At 64.3% G+C, this 17,457-nt stretch carries 18 protein-coding genes; 10 read left to right on the forward strand and 8 right to left on the reverse strand.

Annotation, left to right across the window (positions count from 1 at the left end; all coding sequences use genetic code 11):
• Positions 1-3: 3 nt before the first annotated feature.
• The 5 genes from FG91_RS03495 to FG91_RS03515 form a co-directional block, all read right to left on the reverse strand.
• A complete protein-coding gene (locus tag FG91_RS03495; RefSeq protein WP_152567990.1) occupies positions 4-594 on the reverse strand; it encodes a GNAT family N-acetyltransferase in 591 nt (196 codons plus the stop codon).
• Positions 595-641: 47 nt separating this feature from the next.
• Positions 642-1,301 (reverse strand): class I SAM-dependent methyltransferase, encoded by a 660-nt coding sequence (locus FG91_RS03500; protein ID WP_037512061.1) that lies wholly within the window; start codon positions 1,299-1,301, stop codon positions 642-644.
• Between the two features lie 4 nt (positions 1,302-1,305).
• Positions 1,306-2,523, reverse strand: a complete 1,218-nt coding sequence (locus FG91_RS03505; protein ID WP_037512062.1) for a DUF3419 family protein — start codon at positions 2,521-2,523, stop codon at positions 1,306-1,308.
• Positions 2,524-2,645: 122 nt separating this feature from the next.
• Positions 2,646-3,098 (reverse strand): hypothetical protein, encoded by a 453-nt coding sequence (locus FG91_RS03510; RefSeq protein ID WP_235211925.1) that lies wholly within the window; start codon positions 3,096-3,098, stop codon positions 2,646-2,648.
• A 50-nt stretch (positions 3,099-3,148) separates the two neighbouring features.
• The gene (locus FG91_RS03515; RefSeq protein WP_037512065.1) at positions 3,149-4,138 is read right to left on the reverse strand and encodes a threonine ammonia-lyase; all 990 of its coding nucleotides are present in this window, start codon (positions 4,136-4,138) and stop codon (positions 3,149-3,151) included.
• Between the two features lie 64 nt (positions 4,139-4,202).
• Between FG91_RS03515 and FG91_RS03520 the strand changes: the two genes are divergently transcribed.
• Genes FG91_RS03520 through FG91_RS03535 form a run of 4 tightly spaced genes read left to right on the forward strand, consistent with a single transcriptional unit; the run spans position 4,203 to position 8,136 of the window.
• The gene (locus FG91_RS03520) at positions 4,203-5,411 is read left to right on the forward strand and encodes a saccharopine dehydrogenase family protein (protein WP_037512068.1); all 1,209 of its coding nucleotides are present in this window, start codon (positions 4,203-4,205) and stop codon (positions 5,409-5,411) included.
• Between the two features lie 52 nt (positions 5,412-5,463).
• Positions 5,464-5,814 (forward strand): DMT family protein, encoded by a 351-nt coding sequence (locus tag FG91_RS03525; protein ID WP_037512071.1) that lies wholly within the window; start codon positions 5,464-5,466, stop codon positions 5,812-5,814.
• 17 nt (positions 5,815-5,831) lie between these two features.
• Positions 5,832-7,004, forward strand: coding sequence for a carboxynorspermidine decarboxylase (locus FG91_RS03530; protein WP_037512073.1), 1,173 nt, complete (start codon positions 5,832-5,834; stop codon positions 7,002-7,004).
• Positions 7,005-7,035: 31 nt separating this feature from the next.
• A complete protein-coding gene (locus tag FG91_RS03535) occupies positions 7,036-8,136 on the forward strand; it encodes an agmatine deiminase family protein (protein WP_200878392.1) in 1,101 nt (366 codons plus the stop codon).
• Positions 8,137-8,148: 12 nt separating this feature from the next.
• On the opposite strand, the gene FG91_RS03540 is transcribed toward FG91_RS03535, so the two are convergent.
• Positions 8,149-9,807, reverse strand: a complete 1,659-nt coding sequence (locus FG91_RS03540; RefSeq protein ID WP_037512075.1) for an FAD-dependent oxidoreductase — start codon at positions 9,805-9,807, stop codon at positions 8,149-8,151.
• Positions 9,808-10,062: 255 nt separating this feature from the next.
• On the opposite strand from FG91_RS03540, the gene FG91_RS03545 reads away from it, so the two are divergent.
• Positions 10,063-11,256: a type III PLP-dependent enzyme gene (locus FG91_RS03545; RefSeq protein WP_037512077.1), complete on the forward strand. Its 1,194-nt coding sequence runs from the start codon at positions 10,063-10,065 to the stop codon at positions 11,254-11,256.
• 82 nt (positions 11,257-11,338) lie between these two features.
• On the opposite strand, the gene FG91_RS03550 is transcribed toward FG91_RS03545, so the two are convergent.
• Positions 11,339-12,229, reverse strand: coding sequence for a PhzF family phenazine biosynthesis protein (locus tag FG91_RS03550; RefSeq protein ID WP_037512080.1), 891 nt, complete (start codon positions 12,227-12,229; stop codon positions 11,339-11,341).
• 65 nt (positions 12,230-12,294) lie between these two features.
• Here FG91_RS03550 and FG91_RS03555 point away from each other — a divergent pair, with 65 nt between their 5' ends.
• From FG91_RS03555 to FG91_RS03575, 5 genes are all read left to right on the forward strand, one after another.
• Entirely contained in the window at positions 12,295-12,594 is a 300-nt protein-coding gene (locus tag FG91_RS03555) for an ArsR/SmtB family transcription factor (protein WP_037512081.1), read from the forward strand.
• A 66-nt stretch (positions 12,595-12,660) separates the two neighbouring features.
• Entirely contained in the window at positions 12,661-13,986 is a 1,326-nt protein-coding gene (locus tag FG91_RS03560; RefSeq protein ID WP_037512083.1) for an MFS transporter, read from the forward strand.
• Between the two features lie 77 nt (positions 13,987-14,063).
• Positions 14,064-15,218, forward strand: a complete 1,155-nt coding sequence (locus FG91_RS03565; protein ID WP_235211926.1) for a CaiB/BaiF CoA transferase family protein — start codon at positions 14,064-14,066, stop codon at positions 15,216-15,218.
• Between the two features lie 66 nt (positions 15,219-15,284).
• A complete protein-coding gene (locus FG91_RS03570) occupies positions 15,285-15,716 on the forward strand; it encodes an MAPEG family protein (protein ID WP_037512086.1) in 432 nt (143 codons plus the stop codon).
• 11 nt (positions 15,717-15,727) lie between these two features.
• Positions 15,728-16,162, forward strand: a complete 435-nt coding sequence (locus FG91_RS03575) for an MAPEG family protein (RefSeq protein ID WP_037512089.1) — start codon at positions 15,728-15,730, stop codon at positions 16,160-16,162.
• Between the two features lie 4 nt (positions 16,163-16,166).
• On the opposite strand, the gene FG91_RS03580 is transcribed toward FG91_RS03575, so the two are convergent.
• Entirely contained in the window at positions 16,167-17,366 is a 1,200-nt protein-coding gene (locus FG91_RS03580; protein WP_037512112.1) for a class I SAM-dependent RNA methyltransferase, read from the reverse strand.
• Positions 17,367-17,457: the final 91 nt, after the last annotated feature.

Genomic DNA, 17,457 nt, shown 5'->3' on the forward strand with positions numbered 1-17,457 from the left:
CGATCAGGGTGTCGGGCGCATCATGCCCCAGAAATGCGGGCCGCCGGGTACGTCCCATTGGACTTGCGTAACAAACCCGAGCCGTTCGTAGAGCGGTACATTTTCTGGCGTCGCCGTCTCGAGCCAGCAAGGCAGCCCGTCGGCATCGGCAACCATGGTTTGCGCGCGGATAATGCGTCCGCCATGCCCCTTGCCCTGATGCCCGGGGCGGACGCCGACATAATGGAGATACCAGAAGCGCCCCCTGGGGCGGTGGGCATCGATGCCGCCCTGCACCTTCAACCCCCGCGGCAATGCGGTGCCGAAGGTCGCGACGAGCGGGATGACGGTGCGCAGGAATTCGACTGGACCGCTATGCGCCTGTCCCGGTGCACGCCAGAGCGCCGCCGCCTCGTCGCCCGGCGAGCGCAGCGCGATCCCGGCACGGACGTCGGCGGGGACGAGGGTCCGAAACAGGCTATGGAGCGCGCGGGCGCGATGATCGGGATCGGGCAAGATCCACGATAGCGCGGGGTCGGTCTGAAACGCCTGAGCCAGTGTTTCGGCAACCGACGCCAGTTCGACGGGCCCTGCCGGCAAGATCATATCGGTCATCGCGCCTCCCAGCACCAGAGGAGCAGCTGTTGCGCCGCTTGGCAAGACTAGCGCGGCCGTTTCTCAAGCCGCAGGGCCCAGGCATAGCCGCGATAGAGCCGCGTCACTGCGAGCCGCGCGCCGGCATCGTTCGCGGCCTCGCGCGCGGCTTCGACCAACAGCGCGCGCGGTTCGACATGAAAGCGCGCGAGCCAGGCGAACAGCGCGCCGCGGAACCAGTCGGGCATATCCTCCTGCTGGCCGAAATCGACGATGTGCAGCGATCCATAGGTCGACAGGTGGCGTATCGCTTCGCGGATCGCGCCTTGCCAGTCGGGGATCATCGACAGTGTATAGCTTTGAAAGATGCGATCGAAACTGGCGGTGCGGAACAGCGCGTTCGGGTCGAAACCCGTCGCGTCGGCCCGCGCCACGCTCACTCTTCGGGTCAGCCCCGCGTGGGCGATCGCGGCGCGCGCGGTCTTCAGCATCTCTTCCGAGATATCGATGCCATGGAATTTCGCGCCGGGCCAGCAGCGCGCGGCCGCGATCAGGTTGCGCCCGGTGCCGCAGCCGATTTCGAGCACATGCCCCCCGACCGGCGGCGTCAGCTCGTCGATCAACCGGTCGCGCCCCAGCAGATAATATTTGCGCGTCAGGTTATAGATATGACGCTGACCGCGATAGACGCCGTCCATGCGTGCGGCGTGCCCCTCCCCCCCGGTCATGGCATCAGCCTTTCAGGATATAGAGATGGACCCCGCCATAAATGGCCGAGCGGTCGCGCCGCGTGTAATCGAGTGATTCCGCAGCGCGATAATCCCACCGCCCTAGCAGGTCGTCGGGAAGCCGCCCTGGAAGCAGGGTCGGTTCGGCGGCGGTACGGAAGAGCACGCGCGCGCCGGGCCGCGCCGTGCGGGTGACCTCACTCCACAGCGCGATCAGTTGCGCGTCGCTCATCCAGTCCTGTGCGTCGAGGAAGATATAGCGGTCGAAGCTCGTCGCATCGGCGGCGGCCAGCATGTCGGTCATGTTCGCGTGGAGCATCGTGACCCGCTCGGCACGCGTCTTGACGGCCGCATAATGGACGGTCTGCAGATAGGGCGGCAACGACGCGGCCGCGTGCTTGCCATAGCCGCGGCCAAAGGCCTGCCAGGCGAAATAGTTGTTCTCGAGCGGGAAGTCGCAGGTCAGCTTTTCGAGGCGACCGCGCAGGACATCGGCCATCGGCTTCCCGTCGGCCAGCGCGTCATATTGTGCCGGCGGAATGCCTAGCCCGAACAGCGACGAGCGCTGGTCGGTGACCCAGCGGATGAACTTGCGGTCGAAGAAGGGGGCGAATTTCGTTTCGAAAATCGCGCGCTGTTCCGCGATCGTCTTCGCTTCGAGGAACTGGCGCGGATCGACGCGGTGCATCCGGGCGACCAGATGGGCCAGCCCGATAAAGCTGCCGAGCAATCCGCGCTTGTAGAGGCCGTGCGCAAAGCCGTTGATCCGGCGCCGCCCGACGAGGTCGCGGCCTTCCCAATAGCGCCGGCTCGTCTCGTCGAGGTGTGGGCGGACGAAGGCGCGATAATCGGCGATATTCCTGCTGCTGTCGGCGTCGGCAAAAAAGCGGCGAAGGCTGGCGTGATCGGGCAGCCGCTCGATCGCCACGCGTTTCAGATTGTTGAGGGCGACATGCGCGGTGTTGAGATCGACCGCGACGATCTCCGCCGGGTCGGCGGTCAGATAGGAAAAGACGTTGCAGCCCCCGCTCGCGATCGTCGCGATCCGGTTGCCCGGCTCGATCGCCAGCGCCTCCATGTCGACGACCGGGTCTTCCCATATCTGGGCATAGACGAGGCCCTTGAACGCCAGCGCAAAAGCGCGGTCGAGCAGGCGTTGTTTCTGCTCGCCATCCTCACGAACGACGGCGGCGGCGATCTTGCGATTGGGTTGGCTGGCCATGCGAATGGGTTCCCTGGACAATGTTGATCCGGGGCCGCGCATGGCAGGCTTTCATGCGATTTCCGTGCCGGTTCGATGACAATCCGGCGACAGCATCAAAAAGATACGCCGCCGGATCGAGATCAATCGCGGCAATAACCCTCGCCGGTCTTGACGATCAGGCATTCCTTCTTGCCGAAGAGATTTTTGAGGCCGGTTTCGTCACCGGTGCCGCGGCGCAGGCTCAGTTCCTCGGTGCCGCGCTTGAACTTGATGCCATGCTCGCTGTCCTCGCCGTCATAGGTCCCCTTGGTGTCGAGGTCCGACTGCATCTCCAGCTTGTACTTGCCCGGCGCGGCAGTCGTGATCGTGGCGTACATGCCTTCGACCCCGGTCCATTTTCCCGCCCAGCTCGCGAAGCGATGCGGCGCGGTCGCGGGATCGGTCGCCTCGGCGCCTTCGGGCGGCGCGGTTTCGACCGGAACCTCGGTCGTCGTCGCATCGGTCGGCGCAGGCGCGGGCGCCTCTGCCTTTTCACAGCCGGCCAACAGCACCAGCGCCGCGGCGCTCGCCAAAATTGCACTCTTCTGCATCATGCTTCTCCTTCCCCGTCCAAACGCATGCCGGCGGATAAGTTTCCGCCAGCCTATTCGGTAATGATTTCCGCGAACTTCAACGGATCGACATTGCCGCCCGACAGTGTGACGAGCGTCGCGTCGGTCAGCGGCACCTTGCCTGCGAGCACCGCCGCGAGTGCCGCCGCGCCGCCCGGCTCGACGACGAGGTGCAGTTTCTCGAACACCGTGCGCATCGCATGGCGCACTTCGCTGCGCGTCACGACGACACCGCGCACCCCGCGCGCCTGCAGCACCGCGAAGTTGATCGGCCAGGTTTCGGGGGTCTGCAGCGCGTCGCACTCGGTGGGATAAGCCATATCCTCGACCGACAATATTTCGCCCGCGGCAAGGCTCCGCGTCACATCGTCCCAGCCCTCGGGTTCGACCGCGATGATTTCCGCGTCGGGCAGCGCAAGCGCGAGCCCCGCCGACAGACCACCGCCGCCGCAGCAGGCAACGACCTTGTCGGGACCGCCAATCCCGCGCGCGGCCATCTGCGCCTTCGCTTCGGTTCCGGCGCTGCCCTGCCCCTCGATGATCCACGGGTCGCCATAGGCATGGACGAGCGTCCCGCCGCGCTGTTCGAGCAGTGTCGCCGCGACCGCATCGCGCGATTCGGTGACGCGGTCATAAAGCACGACCTCGGCGCCGAGCTGGCGCGTCGCGGCGAGCTTCATCGCCGGCGCATTGCTCGGCATCACGATCGTCGCCCTGATCCCGAGCCGCTTCGCCGCCCAGGCGACGCCCTGCGCGTGATTGCCGCTCGACACGCCGACGACCCCCGCCGCCGCCTGTTCGGGCGTCAGGTCAGTGAGCCGGTGCCAGGCGCCGCGGATCTTGAACGCGCCCACCGGTTGCAGGCATTCGGCCTTGCACCAGATCGTCTTGCCGTCGATTTCGAGCGGCAGCAGCGGTGTTTGCGGCAGCAATGCAGCGACTTTCGCCGCGGCGCGTTCGACACCCGCGAGCGTGGGTGCGCGGTTCGGGTTGAGCAAGGGATCGGGGCTTTGCTGTGTCATGGCTTCGTCCTATAGGGCCGGCCATACAAGACAAGCCACATAGGTAGGCGCAGGAGGTTTTTCGATGAGCAAGGTTCTGGTGATCGGCGCAGGCGGCGTCGGTTCGGTCGCGGTGCACAAGATGGCGATGAACCCCGACATTTTCCCCGACATCACGCTGGCGAGCCGCCGCAAGTTCAAATGCGACGCGATCGCCGAATCGGTGAAGGAGCGCACCGGCGTGACGATCAAGACCGCCGAGGTCGACGCCGACCATATCGACGCGACCGCGGCGCTGATCCGCTCGATCGGCGCAACGCATGTCGTGAACCTTGCGCTCCCCTATCAGGACCTCACGATCATGGAGGCGTGCCTGTCGACCGGCGCGCATTATATGGACACCGCGAACTACGAACCGCGCGACGAGGCGAAGTTCGAATATCACTGGCAGTGGGCGTATCAGGACCGCTTCAAGGACGCGGGGCTGATGGCGCTGCTCGGCTCGGGTTTCGACCCCGGGGTGACGAGCGTCTTCACCACCTGGCTCAAAAAGCATCATTTCGACCGCATCGACACGCTCGACATTCTCGACTGCAACGGCGGCGATCATGGCCAGCATTTCGCGACCAACTTCAATCCCGAGATCAACATCCGCGAAGTGACCGCGGTCGCGCGCCACTGGGAAAATGGCGACTGGGTCGAAACGCCGCCGATGTCGGTGAAGCAGAAATTCGATTTCGAAGCGGTGGGCGAGAAGACGATGTACCTCATGTATCATGAGGAGATCGAAAGCCTGAAAACCCACCTGCCCGAAATCAAGCGCATCCGTTTCTGGATGACCTTTGGCGAGGCATATATCACCCACCTTACCGTCCTCCAGAATGTCGGCATGACGCGGATCGACCCGGTCATCTACGAAGGCCGCGAGATCGTTCCGTTGCAGTTCCTGAAGGCCGTGCTCCCCGAGCCATCGAGCCTCGGCGAGACGACCAAGGGCAAGACCAACATCGGCGTCATCGCAACCGGTCTTGGCAAGGATGGCAAGCAAAAGACGCTCTATCTCTACAATATCTGCGACCATGAGGACGCGTTCGCCGAAACGGGCAATCAGGCGGTCAGCTACACCACCGGCGTCCCGGCGATGATCGGCGCCGCGATGATGGTCACCGGCACTTGGTCGGGTGACGGCGTGTTCAACATGGAACAGATGGATCCTGATCCGTTCATGGACATGCTGAACCAGCATGGCTTGCCGTGGCAGGTGAAGGAACTCGACGGACCGCTCGATTTCTGATTGCTGCGCCGGGGCGGCCAACCCCCGCGCCGGTGTCCGCAAAGGAAAATCGATGACCGCCTACCTCGCGCCGATCGGGCTGCTGTTCGTCTCGAACATCTTTATGACCTTCGCCTGGTACGGGCAGCTCGGCGCGGTGTCGCGGCCGATCTGGCTCGCGGTGCTGATCGCGTGGGGCATCGCCTTTTTCGAATATTGCCTCGTCGTGCCCGCGAACCGCATCGGCTATGGCGTTTATAGCGCTGCCGAACTCAAGACCTTGCAGGAAGTCATCACACTGGTCATATTCGCCGGGTTCGCGGTCTTCTGGCTCGGTGAGAAGCTGACCTTGAACCATCTCGTCGGCTTCGGTCTGATTGCGGCGGGGGCGTTCTTCATCTTCAAGGGACCGATAACGGTCTGACAGGAATATACAGCGACATGGAAACCCGTGCCGGCGACCCCGGAGCCTTTGCCCGCTTCGACCTGACCAGCGTGCCCTCCCCAGCCTTCGTCGTCGATGCCGCGAAGGTGCGCGCCAATCTGGCAGTGCTCCGCCATATCGGCGACGCGTCGGGCGCGCGCGTGCTTGCGGCGCTCAAGGCCTTTTCGATGTGGTCGCTCGGGCCCGTCGTCGCCGAATATCTCGACGGCGTCTGCGCATCGGGGCTCTATGAAGCCCGGCTGGGCCGCGGCGAATATGGCGGCGAGGTCGCGACCTATTGCGCCGGATACAAGGAAGCCGACCTGCCCGAAATCGCGGCGCTGTCGGATCACCTCATCTTCAACTCGCCGGGTCAGATCGCGCGCTTCCGCCCGCTACTCGACGAGCTTCGCGCCAAGGGCGAGAGCTTCGACATTGGCCTCCGCATCAACCCGATGCACAGCGAGGGCGAGGTCGCGAAATACGACCCCGCCGCGCCGTGCAGCCGCCTTGGCTTCCCGGTGACCCAGCTGCTCCCCGAACATATGGAGGGCATCGACGGCATCCATATGCACAGCCTGTGCGAACAGGATTTCCCGCCGCTCCAGCGCACTTGGGAAGCGGTGCAGCCGATGCTGCGCCCCTTCTTCAACCAGCTCAAATGGATCAATTTCGGCGGCGGCCACCATGTGACGCGCGCCGATTATCAGGTCGACGACCTCATCGCCTTCCTGAAACAGGTCCGCGCATCGACCGACTGCGACGTGATGATCGAACCCGGAGAAGCGATCGCGCTCGATGCGGGCATTCTCGTCGGCGAAATACTCGACCTGTTCGACAATGGCATGGCGATCGGCATCACCGATATTTCGGCGACCTGCCATATGCCCGACGTGATCGAGGCGCCCTATCGCCCCGCGATGCTGGGCGAAGGCAGCGAAGGCATGCCGGTGCGCCTTGGCGGCCCGTCGTGCCTCGCCGGCGACGTCATCGGCGACTATCGCCTGCCCGGCGGCGCGCGCATCGGGCAACGCTTCGCCTTCCTCGACCAGGCGCATTATTCGATGGTGAAGACGAACACCTTCAACGGCGTGCCGCTGCCGTCGATCTGGCTTTGGGACAGCGAAAGCGATAAGCTCCGGCTGATCCGCGAATTCGGTTACGAGGATTTCAAGACGCGGCTGGGTTAGCGACGAGCCGCGCGACGGCAGGAGTGGGTCTTTGGATCGACGGCATTTTCTGCGCGCCGGTGCGGGCGTGGCACTGGCGCCCGCGATATGGGCCTGCGGCGAGGCGAGCAACAACATGGTCCAAGCCGGTCCCCGCTACGAAATGCCGCTGGAATCAGAACCGCACGAGCGGACGCTGATGCAATGGCCGGTCAATCTGGACGTCTATGACCGCGCGTCGTTAAGGCACGTACAGCGCGCTATTGCGCGGATTGCCAACACGATTGTACGCCATGAACCCGTCGCGATGCTGGTAGCGAACGCCGATGCGGCAAGCGCACGCTCGCTGCTGGCCGGCGAGGTCGAGCTTTGGGACATCCCGACCGACGATCTGTGGTGCCGCGATTCCGGACCGACCTTTGTTCGCGACGCTTCCGGCAAGCTCGCTGTCGCGCATATCCGGTTCAATGGCTGGGGCAACAAACAGCCGCATGCCAATGACGCCCTGATTGCAGGCCGCGTGGCCGAGCGGCTGGGAATGCCGCTGATCGAAACGGGTCTTGTCGGCGAGCAGGGCGGGGTCGAACATGATGGCGCGGGAACGCTGCTCGCGCATGCAAGCTGCTGGGTGAATCCCAACCGCAACCGGATGAGCCAGAACGAGGTGGGCGAAAAGCTGCTGCAGGCGCTTGGCGGCAAGAAGATGATCTGGGCGCCCGGCATCGCGGGCAAGGACATCACCGACTATCATATCGACGCGCTGGCGCGGTTCGTCGGGCCGGGCAAGCTGTTGATCCAGTTGGGCGACACGATCGATCCCGATGACCCATGGTCGGTGTCGGGGCACGAAACGCTCGAAATCCTGCAGCAGTCAACCGACGCACGAGGGAAGAGGCTCGAAATCCTTCGCCTGCCCGATCCGGTGGATATCCGGTCGGCCGAGCCCGACTTTGTTGCCAGCTATGTCAATTATTACGTCTGCAACGGCGCCGTCATCGCGGCGCAGTTCGGCGACACGGCCGCCGACGGCCGCGCGCGCGAAATGCTGCAAGCGCTCTATCCCGGGCGCACGATCGAGATGATCGAGATCGATGCGATCGGCGAATCGGGCGGCGGCATTCACTGCGCTACGCAGCAGCAGCCGAAAGCCTGATCGCACCAATTCTCACGATGCGGCGGGGTCGATCTCCGCGAGCGCCTGATGGATATCGCTGACCACGACCGATCCCTCGCCGACCGACGAGGCGACGCGCTTGACCGATCCCTTGCGCACGTCGCCTATCGCATAGATGCGCGGCCAGCTTGTCTCGAACCGGCTCGGCATGCGGTCGAGCGACCAGCCCGCCTTGACCAGTTCGAGCGGCGCGATGTCGGTGCCCGTCTTCACGAAGCCGCGCTCGTCGCACACCATTTCCTTGGGCAGCCAGGTCGTGTTCGGGCTCGCACCGAGGAAGAGGAACAGGAAGCCGCAATCGCAATGATCCTCGGCGCCGGTCTCACGGCAGCGATAGGTCAGACCGGCGAGCCGGTCCTCGCCATGCAGCGCGACGACATCGGTCGACGGGATGATCTCGATATTCGGATGCTCCTCGAGGCGTTTGACGAGATATTCGGACATCGTCTCGCGCAGACTTCCACGGCGGAAAATGACGTGGACCTTCTTCGCGACGCTCGCGAGGTAGATCGCGCCCTGCCCCGCCGAATTGCCCGATCCGACGATCGTCACCTCGGCGTCGCTGCACAGCTGCGCTTCCATCGGCGTCGCACCATAATAGATCCCGCGGCCTTCATAGGCTTCGAGGCCGTCGATCGGCAGGCTCTGGTATTTCGCGCCGCTCGCGACGACCACCGCGCGGCTGCGCAGCTTCCGCCCGTCGGCGAGGTGCAGGCAATAGGCGTCGCCGTCGCGGTTGATCGACGCCGCGCGCACGGGCGACACCAGCCGCGCGCCGAATTTCTGCGCCTGCACCGTTGCGCGGCGCGCAAGTTCATTCCCCGAAATGCCCGTCGGGAAACCCAGGTAGTTCTCGATCTTCGACGACGTCCCCGCCTGCCCGCCGGGCGCGAGCGAATCGAGCGCGATCACGGTCAACCCTTCGGACGCGGCATAGACCGCCGCCGCGAGCCCGCCGGGGCCACTGCCGACCACGAGCACATCGGCGGTCGCTCCATCGGGCAGCAGGTCGAGCCCGAGCCCCGCCGCGAGCTGTTCGGGCGTCGGCTGGATCAGCACGTCGGCGGCGCCGAGGATAGCCACTGGCAGTTGATCCTCGGTCAACCCGCGCTCGGCCATCAGGTGCGCGGGAACAGGTCCATCCGCCGGGTCGAACCAGCGATGCGCGACGCCATGCTTCATCAGCAGGTCGCGCATCGCATAAACGCTGCGGTCCATTGCCGCGCCGATGATGATCGTCACCGCAAAGCCGCGATGCTTGCTGAATTCGCGCCGCGCCGACAGTACGCGGACGAAGATATCCGAATAATGGCTGTTGCCCGCAATCAGCCGCTGGAAATCGGGGTGCGCGATGCGGAGAATCTCCCCAGCAGCGCCCATTTCGACGCGCGACAAATGCCGCTGTCCGGTCAGCACCGACAGGTCGCCCGCGAATTGCCCACGTTCCATCCAGCCGACGCGTTTGCGGCCTTCGTCGGTCGAGGCGAAAATGTCGGTGTGGCCCGACAGCGTGACGATGCAATCGGGCGCCATCGCCCCTTCCTCGACCAGCAGATCGCCCGCGCGATGCGACTCGATCGTGCCGAATGCCGCCAGTTCCTTGAGTTCCGCGTCGGAAAAATTGTGATTTACGTCGGCGCGAGACACCATAGTGGGGAGGTCCTTTTCGGATTTGGCGATGCTCCATCCCTAGCGCCGCGGTCGGGCTTTGTCTTGCATTTGCGCGGTTTGGCGCAGATCGGCCCCGGTTTGGCCCCTGTGTTGCCGCCTTATTACAAAATTGCGCGATAGGGTCTTTACAGGGGGGACCCCCCTGCATATATCGCCCTCCGCTGCCCCAGGGGGACTTCCAATAACCGCAAGGCAGCCTTGGATGTTTAACGTTATTTTTGGGGGTCCCTTGAGTTGCACCAGCATCATAGCGCCCACGGGCTGATTCAGGCACTTTCGCCGATCGAACCTGTTACGCTTGTCCGCCCGCATGCCGCGCGGCGTGCAGCGCGTTTCTTCATCGAGCGATTTCCCGGCACGACCATGTATGCGGTCAAGGCGAATCCGTCGCCCGACCTGCTGCGCGTGCTGTGGGATTCGGGTGTCACGCATTATGACGTCGCCTCGATCGCCGAGGTGCGGCTCGTCGCGCGTACGCTTCCCGAAGCGACGCTCTGCTTCATGCATCCGGTGAAGGCCGAGGAAGCGATTTCCGAAGCCTATTGGAAGCATGGCGTGCGCACCTTCTCGCTCGACACGCTCGACGAACTCGAAAAGATCGTCCGTGCGACCGAGGGCGCGCAGGATTTGAACCTGCTCGTGCGCCTGCGCGTCTCGTCGGATCATTCGAAGCTCAGCCTTGCCGCCAAGTTCGGCGCCGAGGCCGATGAGGTGGTCGAACTGCTGATGGCGACCCGCCAGGCCGCCGATGCGCTCGGCATCTGCTTCCACGTCGGCAGCCAGGCGATGACGCCGCACGCCTATGCGCAGGCGATGGAGCGCGTCCGCGCCGCGATCGTCGCGGCGTCGGTCACCGTCGATATCATCGATGTCGGTGGCGGCTTCCCCTCGTCGTATCCGGGCATGGAACCCCCGCCGCTCGACGCCTATTTTGAGACGATCCACCGTAGCTTCGAAAGCCTGCCGATCAGCTATTCCGCTGAACTGTGGTGCGAGCCGGGCCGCGCGCTGTCGGCTGAGTATAGCTCGCTGATCGTGCGCGTCGAAAAGCGTCGCGGCGACGAGCTGTACATCAACGACGGCGCCTATGGCGCGCTGTTCGACGCCGCGCATGTCGGCTGGCGCTTCCCGGTGTCGCTGCAACGCGATGGCGAAAGCGACACCGAGATGGTGCCGTTCAGCTTCTATGGCCCGACCTGCGACGATCTCGACCATATGGCAGGGCCCTTCTTCCTGCCCGCCGACATCAAGGCGGGCGATTTCATCGAGATCGGCATGCTCGGCGCCTATGGCTGCGCGATGCGCACCAAGTTCAACGGCTTTGGCGCCGACGAGACCCATGTCGTCAGCGACGAACCGATGGTCAGCCTGTACACCGGCGAAATCGAGCAGGAACGCCGCAGCGCGACGGTGACCAAGCTGTTCTGAACGCGAACGCGTCCAATCGATAAGCAAGGGGCTGGCGCAGCGATGCGACCAGCCCCTTCTCTATTCATTTCAGCATGCGGCCTCACCCGCAGTCGATCTCGCCCTGCATCACCGGAATGCAAGCTCCGCGCAGCGTCGCCCGGATACCGCCCGGTGTGCGGCGCGCGGTGACGTCGAGCAGGCTGGGCCGCCCCATTTCGATGCCCTGGTGGATTTCGAACCGGGCTTCGTCGGTGGCGGGTTCGAGCGACAGGAGCAGGCCAGCGAGCGGCGCATTCGCGCTTCCGGTCGCGGGATCTTCCCACGTTCCGGCGAGCGGAGCGAACATGCGCGCGCGCAGCGTCCGGCCCTGCCTGCTATAGACATGGACCGACAGGCGCGTGCCGAATTGCGGGTGCGCCGCCAGCGTCTCGCGAAACGCCGCCAGATCGGGGTCGCATCGCGCCAGCGCCGCCTCGTCCAGTTCGGCGATGATATAGGGGTTGCCGACCGACGCGAGGATCGGGAGATGCGCCATCGTAAGAATATCGCCCGGTGTCAGGCGCAGCATTCTTGCGACAACCTCGGGCGCCACCGTTTCGCCAAGGCTGAGCGGCTGGGGCGCCGCGACCGTGGCGCCGACGGGAGCCCCGTCCGCACCCCGTTCGACTTCGACATCCACGTTCCCGGCAGGAACCTCGAATGTCGCCGTCGCAAGATCGGCGTCGGCGGCGGCGAGGACGAACGCGGTTCCGACCATCGGATGCCCGGCGAAGGCCATTTCCTCGGTGCGGTTGAAGATGCGCACGCGGGCCGTGTGCCGCGGATCGGCGGGCGGCAGGACGAAGGTCGTCTCGCTCAGGTTGAACTCCGCCGCGATGGCCTGCATCACCGTGTCGGACAGATCTTCGCCGCCCATCACCACGGCCAGCGGATTTCCGCCGAACCGGGTTTGGGTGAACACATCGACAGTGGAAAAGGGCAGCAGGGACATGGCGTGACTCCGTTCGATTGGTCACCCGCGTTGACATATAGTTCGTTAATTGGCAAATTAACAATATGACCGATGCCGACCTGTTCCGTGCGCTGGGAAATGAACGCCGCCTCCAGATCCTTGCTTGGCTGAAAGACCCGCGCGCGCATTTCCGACCGCAGGTGGACGGCGACCTCGTCGAAGATGGCGTGTGCGGACAATTGATAGCGGAAAAGCTCGGCATCAATGCGTCGACGCTCAGCGAGCATATGCGCGTCCTGCAGGGCAGCGATCTGGTGACCGCCAAACGCATCAAGCAATGGACATTCTACCGCCGCAACGACGAGCGGCTGCGCGCGCTCGCGGCAGTGGTCGGAACGATCTAGGCTGCTGACGGGCTGGACCAATTTTCGAATAGCCTGATCCCGATGCGCTGCTAGATTGCGCGGCCCATGCAGCCCTTCCATCACCTTCTCGCCAATAACTTGATCGCCAACATCACCAATTTCACGGTGTGGTTCGCGCTGACCTTCTGGACCTTTCTCGAAACGCAGTCGGTGTTCGCAACGGGGATGATTGCGGGCATCTATCTCGTGCTCACCGCGATGCTGGGCATATGGTTCGGCAGTCTTGTCGACCATCATGGCAAGCGTAACATGATGATGGTGTCGAGCATCGCATCGCTGACCCTCTACGCACTCGCGCTCGCCGGCTATATGATCGACCCGGACATCCGCAGCGCCAAGGTGGCGAGCGTCTCCCTGTGGCTCTTTATTCTCGTCTCGATGTTCGCCGTGATCGTCGGCAACATCCGCATGATCGCGCTTCCGACGCTGGTGACGTTGCTGGTGCCCGAGGACCGGCGCGACAAGGCGAACGGGCTCGTCGGCATGGTGAGCGGGATCGGTTTTCTAACCACCTCGGCGATCAGCGGCTTCCTCGTCGCATGGGGCGGGATGCTCGCGACACTGGGATTTGCGGTCGCCCTTTCGCTGATTACGATCATCCACCTCTATTTCATTCGCGTCGACGAGCCGCGCGATGCTGAACCCGAGGATACGCCACGTCGTATTGACTTGGCTGGAACGCTGCGCGTCGTGCTCGGTATCCCGGGCCTCCTCGCGCTGATCCTCTTCTCCTGTTTCAACAACCTCCTCGGCGGCGTGTTCATGGCGCTGATGGATGCCTATGGCCTGTCGCTGATGAAGGTCGAGGAATGGGGTCTGCTCTGGGCGGTCATGTCCTGTGCCTTCATCCTCAGCGGCATAGTGATTTCGCGGACCGGGCTCGGCAAGAACCCGATCCGCACATTGCTTTTCGTTTGCCTCGTCGAATGGATCGTCGCCGCCGTCTTTACGATCCAGTCGTCGATCCCGCTGCTCGCCGTCGGCTGCTTCATCTGGATGTTCCTCGGCCCCTATGCCGAAGCGGCGGAGCAGACCGCACTGCAGAAAGTCGTGCCCTTCGAACGGCAGGGGCGTGTCTTCGGCTTTGCCCAGTCGGTCGAGCAGGCCGCCTCGCCGCTCACCGCTTTCCTTATCGCGCCGCTCACGCAGTTCATCTTCGTGCCGCTGATGACCGACGGTGCGGGCGCCGATGCGGTCGGCGACTGGTACGGTCGCGGCCCCGAGCGCGGGATCGCGCTCGTCTTCACGATCGCCGGTGTCCTTGGCGTGGTGCTGACGCTGGTGGCGTTCGGCTCGCGATCCTATCGCAAGATTTCGGCCGCCTATGCTGTCGGAAATGGCAGTAGCGAAACAGCGCCCGCTGCGGCGTAAGGAAAATCGCGGAAGCCTCTTCCGTTTTACTTTGCAATCATTCTATCCTGCGCGCCGGAAGAGGAGGAGCTATGCCTATGCTGTCGGGGATCCGCATCATCGACCTGACGACGGTCATCTTCGGCCCCTATGCGACGCAAATGCTCGCCGACCTTGGCGCCGAGGTGATCAAGGTCGAAACGCCGGGGACGGGCGATATCTCGCGCTACCTCGGCAACGGGGTTCCCGATCCGACGATGGGATCGATCCACCTGACGGTGAACCGCGGAAAGCGATCGATCGCGCTCGACCTCAAGAAGCCCGAGAATGCAGCAACGCTGCGCGAACTGATCGCGACCGCCGATGTTTTCTTTCACAATGTTCGTGGCCGGGCGATCGCGCGCCTCGGCTTCGACTATGAAGGCTGCAAGGCGCTCAAACCCGATATCATCTATGTCCATGGCACCGGTTTCGGACAGGACGGACCCTATGCCGACCTCCAAGCCTATGACGACGTCATCCAGGCCGCGACGGGAACCACCAGCCTGCTCCCGCGCGTCGATGGCAATCCCAGTCCGCGCTATTTTCCCTCGCTCATCGCCGACAAGATCGCGGGCCAGTTCGGCGCGCAGGCAATCCTCGCGGCGCTCGTTCACAAGCTGCGCACCGGCGAGGGACAGGAAGTCGAGGTGCCGATGTTCGAATGCTTCGCCTCGTTCATGCTTACCGAGCATCTCCGCGACGCGGCGCTCGACCCGCCGATCGGACCCGCGGGTTATCCGCGCCAGCTCGACCCGACGCGCCAGCCCTTTCCGACCAGCGACGGACATCTCGCGATCGTCCCCTATACGCCCGAATCGACCGCACGGCTGATGGCGCTGCTCGGGAGCGCTGACCTGCTCGAAACGCCCGAATATGCAGAGGCGAAAGCGAAGGGGCAGCATATGCCGATCATCTATAGCGAGATCGCGCGCAAGACCCCGGCGAAGACCAGCGCCGAGTGGCTGGCGATCTTCGCCGCCAACGACATTCCGGCGATGGCCGCGCGCGACCTTCAGGACATCAGGGAGGATCCGCATTTCGTCGCGACGGGTTTCTTCCGCCACCGTACGCATCCGGATGTCGGAACCTTCCACGAAATGCAGCCGCCGGTGAAATATGGTGCGATGCCGCCGCGCGACCTCGGTTTTGCGCCGCGCGTCGATGGCGACGGGGCGATTATCCGCGCCGAACTGGCGAGCGATAAAGCTTGAACGTCTGCCGTTGCATTGTCGGCGATGCGCTCTAGCATCCCGGCCCACAAAATAGGGGGAACATATATGCCTGAAAGCCTGCTCGCGCCCGGCGCGGTCCTCGCGCTGTGGACACTCATCATGCTCGGCTGGGTCGCGGCGACGCGATTTCCGGCGCTCGCCAAGTCGGGCATCGATCTGAAAGCGGCGCCGCCGGGCGGCCGCGGGGCCGACCTCGAGAATATCCTGCCGCCGCAGGTGAACTGGAAATCGCATAATTACACGCATCTGCTCGAACAGCCGACACTCTTCTATGCGGTCATCATCTTCCTGCACCTCTCGGGCGGCAGCACCGATCTGACCCGCGGCCTTGCATGGGCCTATGTCGTTTTGCGGATCGTCCACAGCCTGTGGCAGGCGCGCGTGAACCGCGTGCCCGTTCGCTTTGCGATCTTCGGGCTGTCGACCTTCTGCCTGCTCGCACTGGCGTTGCTGGCGGTGATTGCCACTTTGGGTTGAGGGGAAAGATCATGGAAAATAATGCAATATTGGGCCCGGTCGCGGCGCTCGCACTCTGGTCGATGGTCATGTGGGTCTGGATGTACGCGACGCGCATCCCCGCGATGAGCCGCGCCAAGATCGACGCCGCAAAGATGGTCGGCGGCACCGGCAAGGGGCTCGACGATGTGCTGCCGCAAGAAGTGCAGTGGAAGGCGCACAACTATAACCATCTGATGGAGCAGCCGACGGTTTTTTATGCCGTGGCGCTCGCACTCGCGATCGGCGGTATGGGCGGCGGGCTCAACGCGCAGATCGCGTGGGTCTATGTCGCGCTGCGCATCGTCCACAGCCTGATCCAGGCGACGGTCAACCGCGTGATGTGGCGTTTCGGCATCTTCGCGCTGGCGAGCCTCGCGTTACTGGCGCTGTGTGTCCACGCCTTCATCGGTTTCGTGTTGCATTGAGCCTCTAGCGCGAAAACTTTGCGGCCAGTTCCACATGGGTCGACCAGCGGAACTGGCCGACGGGCTGCACCCAATCGAGCGTGTAGCCGCCTTCGATCAGCGTCTTTGCGTCACGCGCGAAGCTTGCCGGATTGCAACTGACGTAGGCGATCACCGGCACGGCCGATGCCGCGAGCTGTTTCACCTGCTCTTCCGCCCCGGCCCGCGGCGGGGCGAGGACGATGGCGCCGAAGCGATTGAGTTCGGCGGGAACGAGCGGGCGGCGGAACAGGTCGCGATGCTCGGTCGCGACGAGCGCGCGCGCGCGGTTCGCCGCGCCCGCCAGCGCCGCAATGGCATCGCGCGCGCCTTCGGCGGCATATACTTTGCGTCCCGCCTGCACCGACAGCGCAAAAGTGCCGACGCCCGCGAACAGGTCGGCGACCGCGCCGGCGTCACCGATCGCCTTGGTCACCGCTTCGATCAGGGCGGCCTGTCCCGCGCTCGTCGGCTGCAGGAAGGCAAAGGGCGGCACTTCGACGAGGATGTTGCCAAAACGCATCGTCGGCGGTTCGGGCTGCCACAGGATTTCGAGGCCATCGCCCTGATCGATCGCGAAGCGCGCCAATTTATGCGTGCCAGCGAAATCCTGCAGCGCCATCGCGGCATCGAGTCCCTCGGCCTTCACTCCCTCGAGGATCAACTCGACGCCCTGGTCGAGCATTTGCAGCTTCACCTTCACCGGGCGCCGCGGTTGCGCGATCATCACCAGCAATTCGCGCACCGGTGCGATCAATGCGAACAGTTCGGGGAGCAACAGCGGGCACATCCGCATGTCGACGATCTGGTTGCTCTGCGCCGCGTTGAATCCGATCGCGACCTGCTTGCCAGTGCGAAGCGCGGTCAGGACGGCGCGGCGGCGGCTTTGCGCGGGCGAAAGCACCGCGGGCAGCACGTCAATGCCGGTCACCTCCTGCCCCTCCAGCCCACCGACCACGCGGTCGCGCACAAAGTCGGCAAGCGCGGGTTCCGCGACATGCTGCAACTGGCAGCCCCCGCATTTGCCGAAATGGCGGCACGGCGGGTCGGTACGGTTCGGACCCGGAATGATGATGCCGTCGCCGCGGACACGGCCGCCCGGCCCGCCGCCCGCCACATGGCGGCCGTCGCCCGTCACGCCATCGCCGCGTGCGGCAATGCGCTCGATCAGCGCAGCTTCAGTCATTTCATTCCCTAACCAGATCGTCGGCGACCAGATCGTCGGCGACAAGGCCGGGGCCTATACGCGCGGCCTGCGCGATATGCCAGCCCACCGG

This window comes from Sphingopyxis sp. LC81 (assembly GCF_000756375.1).
Lineage (GTDB): Bacteria > Pseudomonadota > Alphaproteobacteria > Sphingomonadales > Sphingomonadaceae > Sphingopyxis.